Origin of the sequence: Hymenobacter oligotrophus (assembly GCF_003574965.1) — a bacterium.
GTDB lineage: Bacteria > Bacteroidota > Bacteroidia > Cytophagales > Hymenobacteraceae > Solirubrum > Solirubrum oligotrophum.
In genome coordinates, this window is the sequence record NZ_CP032317.1 from 467,321 (window position 1) to 479,516 (window position 12,196).

General features: G+C 59.4%; 13 protein-coding genes. 8 read left to right on the top strand and 5 right to left on the bottom strand.

Going from position 1 to position 12,196, the window contains the following annotated elements; all coding sequences use genetic code 11:
- Positions 1–35: 35 nt before the first annotated feature.
- Together D3Y59_RS01945 and hppD are read right to left on the bottom strand one after the other, a co-directional pair.
- Positions 36–1,019: a LamG-like jellyroll fold domain-containing protein gene (locus D3Y59_RS01945; protein WP_119443508.1), complete on the bottom strand. Its 984-nt coding sequence runs from the start codon at positions 1,017–1,019 to the stop codon at positions 36–38.
- A 404-nt stretch (positions 1,020–1,423) separates the two neighbouring features.
- Positions 1,424–2,557, bottom strand: coding sequence for a 4-hydroxyphenylpyruvate dioxygenase (gene hppD / locus D3Y59_RS01950; RefSeq protein ID WP_205590863.1), 1,134 nt, complete (start codon positions 2,555–2,557; stop codon positions 1,424–1,426).
- Positions 2,558–2,713: 156 nt separating this feature from the next.
- Here hppD and D3Y59_RS01955 point away from each other — a divergent pair, with 156 nt between their 5' ends.
- Positions 2,714–3,091: a hypothetical protein gene (locus D3Y59_RS01955; protein WP_119443510.1), complete on the top strand. Its 378-nt coding sequence runs from the start codon at positions 2,714–2,716 to the stop codon at positions 3,089–3,091.
- A 118-nt stretch (positions 3,092–3,209) separates the two neighbouring features.
- Complete coding sequence (locus D3Y59_RS01960; protein ID WP_119443511.1) at positions 3,210–3,560, top strand: DUF952 domain-containing protein; 351 nt, start codon at positions 3,210–3,212, stop codon at positions 3,558–3,560.
- A 76-nt stretch (positions 3,561–3,636) separates the two neighbouring features.
- Here the strand turns inward: D3Y59_RS01960 and D3Y59_RS01965 are convergent, their stop codons facing one another.
- On the bottom strand, positions 3,637–4,218 hold the full coding sequence (locus D3Y59_RS01965; protein WP_119446282.1) for a DUF2911 domain-containing protein: 582 nt from the start codon (positions 4,216–4,218) through the stop codon (positions 3,637–3,639).
- 204 nt (positions 4,219–4,422) lie between these two features.
- Between D3Y59_RS01965 and D3Y59_RS01970 the strand changes: the two genes are divergently transcribed.
- Complete coding sequence (locus tag D3Y59_RS01970) at positions 4,423–5,193, top strand: hypothetical protein (protein ID WP_162910480.1); 771 nt, start codon at positions 4,423–4,425, stop codon at positions 5,191–5,193.
- Here D3Y59_RS01970 and D3Y59_RS01975 read toward each other — a convergent pair.
- Both D3Y59_RS01975 and D3Y59_RS01980 read right to left on the bottom strand, forming a co-directional pair.
- A complete protein-coding gene (locus D3Y59_RS01975) occupies positions 5,150–7,042 on the bottom strand; it encodes an ABC-F family ATP-binding cassette domain-containing protein (RefSeq protein WP_119443513.1) in 1,893 nt (630 codons plus the stop codon). The genes D3Y59_RS01970 and D3Y59_RS01975 overlap by 44 nt on opposite strands.
- 174 nt (positions 7,043–7,216) lie before the next feature.
- Entirely contained in the window at positions 7,217–7,456 is a 240-nt protein-coding gene (locus tag D3Y59_RS01980) for a hypothetical protein (protein ID WP_119443514.1), read from the bottom strand.
- Between the two features lie 188 nt (positions 7,457–7,644).
- Between D3Y59_RS01980 and murI the strand changes: the two genes are divergently transcribed.
- The 5 genes from murI (at position 7,645) to D3Y59_RS02005 (ending at position 12,190) form a co-directional block, all read left to right on the top strand.
- Positions 7,645–8,475, top strand: a complete 831-nt coding sequence (murI, locus tag D3Y59_RS01985; RefSeq protein WP_205590864.1) for a glutamate racemase — start codon at positions 7,645–7,647, stop codon at positions 8,473–8,475.
- A 270-nt stretch (positions 8,476–8,745) separates the two neighbouring features.
- Complete coding sequence (locus tag D3Y59_RS01990; protein WP_119443515.1) at positions 8,746–9,366, top strand: CsgE family curli-type amyloid fiber assembly protein; 621 nt, start codon at positions 8,746–8,748, stop codon at positions 9,364–9,366.
- A gap of 46 nt (positions 9,367–9,412) precedes the next feature.
- A complete protein-coding gene (locus tag D3Y59_RS01995) occupies positions 9,413–9,859 on the top strand; it encodes a curli production assembly/transport component CsgF (RefSeq protein ID WP_119443516.1) in 447 nt (148 codons plus the stop codon).
- Positions 9,860–9,912: 53 nt separating this feature from the next.
- Positions 9,913–11,322: a CsgG/HfaB family protein gene (locus tag D3Y59_RS02000; RefSeq protein WP_119443517.1), complete on the top strand. Its 1,410-nt coding sequence runs from the start codon at positions 9,913–9,915 to the stop codon at positions 11,320–11,322.
- A gap of 202 nt (positions 11,323–11,524) precedes the next feature.
- The gene (locus tag D3Y59_RS02005) at positions 11,525–12,190 is read left to right on the top strand and encodes a curlin repeat-containing protein (protein ID WP_119443518.1); all 666 of its coding nucleotides are present in this window, start codon (positions 11,525–11,527) and stop codon (positions 12,188–12,190) included.
- Positions 12,191–12,196: the final 6 nt, after the last annotated feature.

Consider the following 12,196-nt stretch of genomic DNA (forward strand, 5'->3'; position numbering starts at 1 on the left):
CGGCGCCGTTGTAGCTTGTTGGGTTGTGGCAGGGGTTACTGTACCAGCATGGTACGCGACACCGTTTGACCCTCGGTGGTAAGCTGGTAGCGGTACAGGCCGCTGCGCAACGAGCCGCGGAAGGGCACTGTGTATGTGCCCGCAGCGCGCTTTTCGTCGAGGAGCGTGGCCACTACGCGGCCTGTTACATCGAGCACCGTGAGACGCACGGGTGTGGCGCGCTCCAGCGTAAAAGTGATGTTGGTTTCGTTGCGGAAGGGGTTGGGGTAGCTGGGTTGCAGCTGGGCCTGGGCTACCTCCCCGGTTTTGCGCGTGCCGGTAATCACCGAGGTTACTACGGTGGGGTCGTTGGCCTCCACGGCGTTCGTCGAACCTAGGGTGCCGGCAGGGCCGCCAGTTACTTGGTTGGCCAGAGTTTGGCCCGTAACGTTCTCAAACTTGTAGTAGGCTAACAGCCGCGCCTGCGGGGTGGTTACGCCGCTTTGCATGTCCGACATTACCTGGCTGGCGGTGCGCCCGTCGTTCCACACCATCACTTCGTCGATGTAGCCTTGCCAGCCCGTGTCGCCGGTGTTGTGGCCAATGCCCAATACGTTGGCGGTAGGCAGCGTCCAGGGGGGCTGGTTGGAGGTGGCCACCTGAACGCCGTTGATGTACAGGGTGCCCACGGAAAGGTTCCAGGTGTAGGCCACGTGCGTCCAGGCGCGCATTGGCACGCGCCCGCCCGCGGCAATGTTGTAGAGCTCGAGCTGGCCCTGGCTGTTCACGCCAAACCAAGGCGTGTCATCGCCGAACTCCATGATTGTATGGCGGCCGGTGCCGTTGCTGTACGAGCTGCCGTTAAAATATACCCACGCCTCCAACGAAAGAAAGTCGTTGGGCACGAGCAGCGGCACGGTTACTTTGGAGGATGCGCTGCTGCTGAACCCTAGGCTGTGGCCGCCTTGCTGCGCAAAGGCGCCAACGCTAAGGCCGCAAGCCAGCGCAATAGCAAGAGTGGTACGGAGAATTGTTTTCATAGAGCGGTGGAGTGGTATTTATTGAAGTGGTTAATGATACTAAACTCATTTTATATTGTTCGCTAATGGCTTATGATATTCTTGAGTTAAGTTGCACAATAGCAAGGTTGTAGAAGGAATTTTACCAACTATTTTCGGCTGAGTGCCATTTCGCTTCGAAAAACCCAAACCGGAAGCTGCGCAGAAGCAAAGTCTATGATCAACTGATATTACAACCCGCCCAAGCCAAGAGCCGCTGGCCCTAGGTGCTCCGCCCACACCCGCTTGCCTGGTGGCTGGCAACGTTAAAGCAGCCGTGCGTCTGTAGTCATGCATTGATAAGGCAAACTGCCTGGCCTGCAACAAAAAAGCCCAGGCCACCTAGGGCCTGGGCTTTTTTGTTGCAGCGAGCTAAACTGCTAGGATTACAAGTTGCCGCGCAGCGCCTGCTCGCGCTCAATGGCTTCGAACAACGCTTTGAAGTTGCCCTTGCCGAAGCTCTTGGCGCCTTTGCGCTGGATGATTTCGTAGAATACGGTGGGGCGGTCTTCTACGGGCTTCGTGAAGATTTGCAGCAGGTAGCCTTCCTCGTCGCGGTCGACGAGCAGGTTCAGCTCTTTAATCGATTGCAGGTCTTCGTCGATATGGCCCACGCGCTCCAGCAGGTCGTCGTAGTAGGTGTCGGGCACCGTCAGGAAGTCGACGCCGCGGCGGCGCAGTTCCGTTACAGTCGTGCGGATGTCGTGCGTAATCAGCGCCATGTGCTGCACGCCGGCATCGTGGTAAAAGTCGAGGTATTCCTCGATCTGCGACTTTTTCTTGCCTTCGGCGGGCTCGTTGATGGGGAATTTCACGAAGCCGTTGCCGTTCGACACCACCTTCGACATCAGGGCCGAGTACTCGGTCGAAATGTCCTCGTCGTCGAAGGTGATGAGCAACTTGAAGCCCATTACGTCTTCGTAAAACTTCACCCACTGGTTCATCTGGCCCCAGCCCACGTTGCCCACGCAGTGGTCGACGTACTGCAAACCCACCGGGTTGCCCTGCGGAATGTTGCTTTTGCGCGCCACAAAGCCGGGCAGAAACACGCCGTTGTACTTGGAGCGCTCCACAAAGGTGTGGATGGTTTCGCCGTAGGTGTAAATGCCCGACAGCGTAACCTCGCCGTTGGCGTCGGAAATGGTGTACGGCTCGAAGGCCGGCTTGGCACCGCGCTTGGTGGTTTCCTCGAACGACTTGCGCGCGTCGTCAACCCAAAGGGCCATCACCTTCACGCCGTCGCCGTGCTTGGCTACATGCTTGGTAATATCGGAGTCGGGCAGCAGCGAGGTGGTGAGCACCAGCCGGATTTTGTTTTGCTGCAGCACGTACGAAGCCCGGTCGCGCACGCCCGTTTCGGGGCCGGCGTAGGCCACCAGCTCAAACCCAAACGCTGCTTGGTAGAAGTAGGCCGACTGCTTGGCGTTGCCCACGTAAAACTCAATGTAGTCGGTGCCGTTTAGGGGTAAGAAATCAGCGGTAGCGGGAGTGGCCGCGGCGGCCGGAGTCATCGTTTCCATACGCAGGAGCAGGGTTCGGGTGGTTTATCGGATGTCGGGAATACTTTCGTAAAAATACTGTTTCGGGGTAATTTGTGCCCGAGGCCGCTGTTTTCTTGAATCTTTCACAAATTTGCCAATGCAGCCGCGCGCCCGCGCCGCCGTCATTTTTCGCCTATGGATACCAACGCCCTTGATAAAGCCCTTGCGGCTCTGCTGAAGAAAAAGCACGAATTGCACCAACTCGCCTACAGCGACGCCCGCTACGACGACGTAGAGGAAGAACTCCACGACCTCGAAGACGACTTCAACGAGGAGTACGGCGAGTTCTTAGAAGCCGCCCTGGAAAAAGTACACGGCGAGCTAGGCTCCGATACCGATGTGCTGCTGCCCACTGCCTACCTGCCCAACGGCCCCGAGCCCACCGCCGAAGACGGCGTCTGGATCGACTCGGAGAAGTACCCCGGCAAGGTGCGCCTGGTGCTGATGCCCAGCCCCACGCGCTTGGTGCTCAACACCAGCAAAGGCCAGCAGCACGAGCTCTGGAAAGCTTAAATTTTCAGTTGTCAGTTACGAGTTGCCAGTTGTCTGCCGTGAGGCGAGCAACTGGCTTCTGCGTTTTACATCGGCTTACCTTAGCCCTAGCAACTGACCATTAGTAACTGACAACGGTATGATGCTTTACCGCGTAGCCGAACTACCCGATTGGCAGCGGGCCCAGCAAACGGGCTTTTTCGCCAGCGCCGATCTACAGGCCGAGGGTTTCATTCACACCTCCGAGCGGCACCAACTCCTCGATACGGCCAACCGCTACTACCCAGGCCGCACCGATATAGTGCTGCTCGAACTCGACGAGGCAACCCTAGGTGCCGCCGGCGTGCCCGTAAAGCGGGAGTGGGCCGAAAGCCGCGGTCAGTTTTTCGCACACGTGTTTGGGGCCATACCCCTAGGTGCCGTGCGGCGCACGCTGCCCTTTGCACCCGCACCCGATGGCACATTTGCTCTGCCAGCCGAACTGACCTAGGTGTTACAGGCCCCCGAATGCGCAAGGCCCCGCTGCTACCCTGCAGCGGGGCCTTGCGCATCCAAAGGGGTACTTTCTACCTCACCGCAATAGGCAGCTCCATGTTTTCCCAGCGCAGCACCACGCCGGGGCTGGTTACGGTGTAGGTAAGGCGCTCCATCATGGCGGCCTTGCGCGGCGTTACCGTTACACGCAGCGCATCGTGCCGGTCGTCGTAGTCGAAAGCGCCCCATTGCTTGGCGTGCTTGTTGAAAATAACGGTCCAGGCTTGCTCCGTCGGGATTACGAAGAACGCGTATGTGCCAGCGGGCAGCTGTTTGCCTTCCACGGTTACGGACTTGTCGAAGCTGACGGTGGTGGCCTCGTTGGCGCCGGCGCGCCACACTTGGTTGTAGGGCACTAGTTCGCCCCAAATTCGGCGGCCCTTAACGGCTGGGCTACTGTATTTGATGGCAACGTTAGCGCTGCCTGCTTTGCCGGTGGCGGTGGCAGCAGGGCTGGGTTTGCCTTGGTTATCGGAGGCTACAATGGCGCCGATGGGCTTTACCTTGGGCTGGGCCTGGGTTTGTGCCTGAAACTGTGCCTGCGCGGCCGAGGTAGCCAGCGCACCTAGGCCAGCAAAAGCCAGCGCGAGCACGAAGCGAAGTTGATTTTGCATAGCGGTAATCGGGCTGATGAAAGAGCGTACGCCCAACAGAAACAAAAGCCCGCTTAAAGTTGCCTTAACAGTATAGAGTGGCACGAATATTTCTGCCCAAGCTCTTCGGTACCAAACCCAGGCAAGCCCATGCGTTTTTTTACCTTACTATTCGTTTTCGGAGCTATGTGGTGGCTGGTAGGCTGTGCGCCTCAGTACCACCTTGTGCTGAAACCCGCCAGCGGCGCCACCCGCTGGGAAAACGGGTTGGAGTTGGTAGGCGCCCACGCCGACAGCCTCGAAGCAAGCCTGGCCGCAGCCGCCACGGCAGGCAATTACCTGGAGTTTGCGGTAACGGTGCGCAACCGCAGCGCCCGCCCAATAGTGGTAGCCCCCGAAGAGTTTTATCTCGAGGCCAATTTCGCGGCGCCCGCAACTGCTGGCGCCGCGCCGGTAGGGCCGCTGCGCGTACCGGCCGTGAACCCCGAGGAAAGCATTCGGATGTTGCAGCAGGGTGCCGCGTACCACGAGCAAAAATCAACGGCCGTGCCGGCGGCCGAAATTTTATCAGGCATTAACGAAATAGCGCAAGACCTGAGCAGCCGTAAGCGCAAGGAAACCGACGCGCAGCGCGATGCCCGCAACGCCGCCTACCACGCCGAAATGAACGGCTACCAGCAAGAACGCACCGACCACGCCGTGCGCGCCGCCGCCCTCCGCACTGAACTGCGCGCCGCCGAAGCTGACTGGCTGCGCAAAACCACCCTCGGCCCCGGCATGGCCTTATCGGGCCGGGTACGGTTTCGGCGCACCGCCGACGGCGCGGAACGTTTGCGCCTAGTGCTGCCCGTGGGCGGCCGCGAGCTGGCCGGCGAGTTTTCGCAGTTTCGCTACCGCCAAAGCGGCTACCAGCCCGCTACGGCCAGCGCCGTACCTAGGGCGGTGCCGGCCGTTAATCAATCAGCTCCGCCAGCTCCAGCCACCGCTCGCCCTTAGCATCGAGGTCGGCATCTAGCTGCTGTAGGCGGGCGGCCCACTCGGCCAGTTGCTGGTGGTTGCCGCTGCCGTTGTTTAGCTGCTCCACCAGTTGCTTTTTCTCGTCTTCGAGTTGGGCAATGGCAGCTTCGAGCTGCTCGTACTCCTTTTTCTCGGCGAAGCTGGCGCGGCGGGCTTTGTTTGCTGCCGGAGCCGCAGCAGCGGGCGCAGTGGCCGCTGATTTGGCTGCTTTGGCCGCAGAGGCTGCGGCTTCGGCCGCCTGCTGATCTTTCAGGAACTGGCGGTAATCGGTGTAGTTGCCGGGGAAGAGACGCACGCGCCCCCCGGGCTCCAGCACCAGCAGTTGCTCCACCAACCGATCCATGAAGTACCGGTCGTGCGATACGAGCACGAGGCAGCCGGCAAAGTTCAACAGAAAGTCTTCCAGGATGTTGAGCGTCACGATGTCGAGGTCGTTCGTGGGCTCGTCAAGAATCAGGAAGTTGGGGTTCTTGATCAGCACGCGCAGCAGCTGCAGGCGGCGCTTTTCGCCGCCGCTTAGCTTGCCTACCAAGGTGTATTGCTGCGCCGGCGGAAATAGGAAGTGCTGCAACAGCTGCGAAGCCGTGAGCGTGGAGCCATCGGCCATTTCTACTACTTCGGCCACTTCCTTCACCACATCAATCACGCGCTGGTCGTCGGAGTACTGCAGCTCTTGCTGGGTGTAGTAGCCGAACACGGTGGTTTGGCCAGCCTCTACCTCGCCGCTGTCGGGCTGCAGGCGCTGCGTGAGGATGTTGAGCAGGGTGGTTTTGCCGGTGCCGTTGGGGCCCACAATACCTAGGCGCTCCTGCTTGCGGAACACGTGGCTGAAATCCTGCAGGACGGTTTTCTCGCCAAAACGCTTGTTAAGGTGCTTGGCCTCGAGCACTTTGTTGCCCTGGCGCGTCGATTTTACCGACAGCTCTACCTGCTGTTGCGGGCCGCGGCCTTTGGCTTTTTCCTGGGTGTCGTAAAAGGCCTCGATGCGGGCTTTTTGCTTGGTGCCGCGGGCTTGCGGTTGGCGGCGCATCCACTCCAACTCTTTGCGCAGCAGGTTGCGGGCTTTTTCAACCTCCACGGCCTCCATTTGCTCGCGCTCGGCCTTCTTCTCCACAAAGTAGGCGTAGTTGCCCTGGTAGCGGTGCACTTGGCCCCGGTCGAGCTCCACAATTTCGTTGGCCACGCGGTCCAGAAAGTACCGGTCGTGGGTTACCATGAGCAGCGTGAGGGTGGGGGAGGCCAGCCGGTTTTCGAGCCACTCAATGGTGTCGAGGTCGAGGTGGTTGGTGGGCTCGTCGAGAATGATGATTTCCGGCTCCTCAATCAGCAAACGGGCCAAGGCTACGCGCTTTTGCTGCCCGCCCGAAAGCGAGCCAACGCGCTGCTCCAAATCATGGATGCCCAGCTGACCTAGGATTTGCCGCACTTGGGCTTCGTAATCCCAGGCGTTGAGCGCGTCCATGTGCTGCAGCGCGTGCTGCAATTCGGTGGGGTCGGCGGCGTCGCCTTTCAGCATCAGGCGCTCGTAGTCGCGCACGGCCGCAAGCGTGGCGTTTTCGCCCGCAAAAATGCTTTGCTGAACGGTGAGGTTGTTGTCGAAGGTGGGTTGCTGGGGCAAAAAGCCCATGCGCATGCCGTTGCGTACGCTCACCAAACCCGTATCGGGCGGCTCGAGGCCAGCCAGCACGCGCAGCAGCGTGGTTTTGCCCGAGCCGTTTACGCCCACCAGCGCCGTGCGCTGGCCCTGTTGCAACCCAAACGACAAGTCGCGGAACAACCAACGATCCGCGTAATTCTTCGAAATATTCTCAGCCGACAGCAAATTCATGCTGCAAAGGTAGGGGAGGGGTACTAAGTACCGGGTATTGGGTACTGAGTATTGAGACGTGAGTGTTGGGTATCGAGTACTGGGTATTGAGTATCGGGAAGAAAGAAGGCAGGGGCGCAACCTGCCGACCGGCTGGCCATACACGCCTAACTCCTAACTCCTAACTCCTAACTCCTAAATCACCCGCACCCGATCAACGTGCACATCGTCGCGCAGAATTTCGAGGCCGCGGTAGGCGAGGGGGCGGCCGGTATTGGTGGTCAGGTCGCCGCCGTCGGCGTGCAGGCCCGCTACATCGAGCACCAGTTGCGTGTACTTCCGCTCACCAAGTTCGATGGCTACCGGACGGCCTTGTTCAGTGTTGTAATGAGCAAGCGCCTGGTCTATCTCTTCCAGAATGACGCTTCGGTTCATAAAAGCAGAAGTAGTTTGCTGAGCAACATACGCAATTGCCGCGAAATGCCGCACGCCACAACCGGCCCCTCCAGCGCCAGCAGCGGCCTGCCGCGCCCGCCCTAGGTGCCTGAGTTAGCTGCCTGCCCGGTGGGGCCAAAGGCACCTAGGGCGTGGTTGCACCGCCAATCTGCCGTACCTTCGGGCCCATGTCTGCACCTGCTTCCCTGGCCGATTCGCGCCCTATTGGGGTTTTTGACAGCGGTATCGGCGGCCTTACGGTGGCCCGCGCCGTAAACCAGCTGCTGCCCCACGAGCGGCTGGTGTACTTCGGCGATACCGCGCATTTGCCCTACGGCGACAAATCGACGGCGGCCATACAGGCCTACAGCGTCAAGATCTGCGATTTGCTTTTGCGCCAGCATTGCAAGGTTATTCTCATTGCCTGCAACTCGGCTTCGGCGGCGGCCTACGAGCTGGTGCGCGAGTACGTGGGCTCTAAAGCGCGCGTGCTAAACGTAATTGACCCAATTGTGGAGCAAGTAGGCCAGCACTACTCTGGGCGCGAGGTAGGCCTGATTGGAACCAAGCAAACCGTGGGCTCCAACGTGTACCGCAAAAAGCTCGACCGCCTCGACCGCGACATCCGGCTGCACGCTTTGGCCACGCCGCTGTTGGCCCCCATGATCGAGGAAGGCTTCGTGCGCGGCGCTGTTAGCCAAAGCGTCATCAACACGTATTTGTCAGACCCCGCGCTGGAGGGCATCGAGGCGTTGGTGCTGGCGTGCACGCACTACCCGCTAATTCGCGAGCAAATTGCCGAGTACTACCAGGGCTGCGTCGATGTGCTCGATCCTTCGCACACGGTAGCGCTGGCGCTGCAGCACTTGTTGCAAACGCACAGCTTGGTGGCTGCGCCGGCCGAGCGCCCGCCGCAGCACCATTTCTACGTATCCGATTTTACGCCTTCGTTCGAAGAAAGCACCCGCTTGTTTTTTGGGCAAGAAGTAAACCTCGAGCATTACCCGCTCTGGGAGTAGCCCCGCGAGGAACCGCTGCCGCCGCCCGACCCTGCCATTTGGCAAGGCCGGGCGGCGGCATTTGCGGGCCGTACATAGCCGCAAGGATGAGTTGTATTATTTGGGAACTGTTACATTTTTTCTGAAAAAAACATTAATTAAATTGAATATCAGAATTATTCATATAGGTTTACACAATAGCATTTATCTTATCTGTTGATGGATGCTGCAATGATTCTGCTTGCTGTATTAGTGTAGCTGCCTCGCTTGCGGGGCCCAACCTTAGGTGTTATGAAACCCCGCGCTGCCTTGCAGGTAACTCCGGTGCCCGCCGTGTGCTGGTGGCGCCCCTGGTTGATGGCGGTAGCCAGCGTGGGGCTGGTGGTGTTGGCGGCTTTGCCAGCCCAGGCCCAGTCCGAAAAAAAACTGCCGGCCCGCGCTGATGCTCCCAACCGCTCGGCCGCTGTGCCCGCGCGCGAAAGCAAATCGGCCCCGTTGCCAGCCAAAAAGCTCGAGGAGGCGTTGCACCTGCTGCTGAGCGCCGACTCAGTGCGCAACAGCGCGCCCAAGGCGCTCGGGCCCGAGTCGGCGGGCCTGGTCATCGACCAAACCATCACCAAAATCGGCCACGATTTCTACGACGCGTTCTACGCCGTGTTCGAGCCGCCGCCTGGCGTGAGCGAGTACTCCGTGGTAATTGCCGAGCGCCCTTCGCGCGGGGGCAACAGCGCCCTGGTGGCCATTTCCGTCGACAACACCGAGCTGTTCGAAATGCCCATGCAGGCGCGTTCCGACATCATCGAAGCCTCGGCAGCCGATGCCGCCGGCGCGGTGTACGGCTACCTCGAGTCGGTGCGCAACCTCGGCCAGCAGCTCGAACAAGGCGAGCTGCGGGGCACGGCGCAGTACTAATTCTTTGGCTTTCCTTATTCCACCACCTTTCTACACGTTCTGCCCGATGGTTATAAAAGTTTGGCTTACCGGTTTGGCGTGGCTGCTGCTGAGCTTGCTGGCTCGCCCGGCCGCCGCCCAGGATTTTGTTTACGAACCCAAAAACCCCTCGTTTGGGGGCGGCAACACCTTTAACTACCAGTGGCTGCTGAGCTCGGCCTCGGCCCAAAACACGATTGAGGATGCCAACGCCCGCAACGGCGGCGGCGGCCGCGAAGAAGCCGACCCGCTTACTTCCTTCGCCGACAACCTCAACAAGCAGCTGCTGGCGCAGCTCACCAACCGCTTCATCACCTCGCAGTTTGGCACTGGCTCGGGCCCCGTTAAGCCCGGTAGCTACACGGTAGGCGTGTACCAAATTGAGGTAACGCCCGGCTCCAACGGCGTCTCGATCAAGATCACCGATTCGGGCACCGGCAATCAAACTACCGTCACCATTCCCAACGTGCCCTAGGTGGCGCGCCGGTAGTTGCTTCTCTCCACCCCGTGCGTTATTTCTTGCCCTATATGAATACTTCGCTGCTGCGCCTCGCGCACCGGCTGGCACTGGCGACTGCGCTGGTGGCCGGCGGGTGCGCGCCCTATTTCCACCAACCCCTCTCTACGCAACCTGCGCGCCTAGGTGCCGAGGTAAACGCCAACGCCGAACTGCGCAGCCTGCCGATGCCCCGCGAAAAGGCCGTGGTGGCCGTGTATAAGTTTCGCGACCAAACCGGCCAGTACAAGCCCACGGCCAGTGGTTCGAGCTTTTCGACGGCCGTAACGCAGGGCACCACCACCATTCTGATGCGGGCCCTGGAGGAGTCGCGTTGGTTTGACGCCATTGAGCGCGAAAACCTCAGCAACTTGCTCAACGAGCGTAAGATTATTCGCTCGACGCGCGCGGAATACTCCGAGCAAACCGGCCAGCGCCAGCCCCCGCTGCCGCCGCTGTTGTTCGCGGGCATTATTCTCGAAGGAGGCATTATTTCCTACGACGCCAACATGCTGACGGGCGGCGCCGGTTTGCGTTATTTCGGGGCGGGTGCCTCGGGCCAGTACCGCCAAGACCGCGTAACGGTGTACCTGCGCGCCATCAGCACCGCCAACGGCCGCGTGCTCAAAACGGTGTACACAAGCAAAACCATTTTGTCGCAGCAAGTTGATGCGGGCCTGTTCCGCTTTGTCAACTTCAAGCGCCTGCTCGAAACCGAAACCGGTTTTACCTACAACGAGCCTAGCGAAATGGCCGTGAAGGAGGCCATTGAAAAGTCGGTGCGCGCCATGGTGTTCGAAGGAATTAAGGACGGGCTTTGGGCTCCGCGCAACCCCGAGGATGCCAACGGCCCCAGCATGCGCGCGTACTTGCAAGAGAAGGACGAAAACCTGACGGTAGATGTGCTCGGGCGCGACCTGCACCCCCGCCGCAGCACCCTGGGCATTGGCTTATCGGCGGGGCTACAGCGCTACAGCGGCGATTTTGCCAATCCGCTTATTCGGCCGCAAGGCGCCCTTACCGTACGCTACCAATTTGGGGCGGGCCGCTGGAGCGCTTTCGCCTCGGCTGGGCGCGGACAGCTTTCGGCCGAAAAATACCTGAACCGTACCCTCAACTATACCGAAGGCGGCATCAGCTACCGCTTGTTTCCGCTCGATGCCTTTACGCCAGTGGTGTTTGCCGGCGGCGGTGTAACGGTGCCTCAGCGTTTAGCAGGCGGTGCATCGGCAGTGCCCGTGCCGCACACGCTGTTTGGCCTCGGCGCCGAGTATTTGCTGACTAAGCGCATCGGGCTGCACGCCAGCCTAGAAAACCGGTATTTTCTCAACGACAAGCTCGACAACATGCCCCACGGCTCCTACAACGACTACACCTGGGGCGGGCGTGTAGGCTTTACTTACTACCTCGGCAGTTCCGCCAAACGACAAGCAACTCAGTAGGTTCCTGTCTTTAGTGTTGATAATTAGCTACTTGTATACTGTTGAGCTGTTAATTAAACTTTGCAAATAAAAAATTATACAAAAAAGTTAATTCAAGTATTGTAATATAAAATTATACTCATATATTTGAACTGTCGATCCGGAAGAGACAAGATTTACTTACCCAAATCCTAGTAACCCATTCCCAACATCCTCCTACACCATGAAAAAAATTCAACTTATTGCCGCCGCTCTGCTGGTTTCGGGTGCCGCCTTCGCCCAAACTACCCCCAACGCCAAACCTGCTGCCCAAGGCCGTTCAGCAAGCGTACGTGCGCTGCCTGGCAACAGCCAAATTGGTGCTACCAGCCGCGGCAGCGTTCTAGTAGATAACGACTCTTATTTGCAGCAAGTAGGTACCGGCAACTACGGCAGCGTAAGCCAAGTTGGTACGGACCACAGCGCCGATATGTACCAAATTGGCAATGGTAACGATGCCTACCAGACGCAGCGTGGCGTATCGCCGATCAACGGTGGCAACGTGGCCTTCTCGTCGCAGTACGGCACCCGTAACTATGTAGACCAGGACCAGGATGGCTACCGCCAGGAAGCCATTGTGGAGCAAGGTGCTGCCGGTGCTAACGTAACCGAAAACTACGCGGTGCAGGAGCAGGACGGTGATTTCAACTACGGCTTCATCGACCAGGACAGCGACCGTAACTTCGCACACCAGAAGCAATCAAACACTGCCTTCTCGGGCGCTGGCAACTTCGCCGACACCCGCCAGGGCAACGGCACTGCTGGCTCGGGCAACGCCGATCATCAGTGGAGCCAAGTGGTGCAAACTGGCAACGGCAACGCTGCCATCGTTCGCCAAGACCACGACTAACAGCTG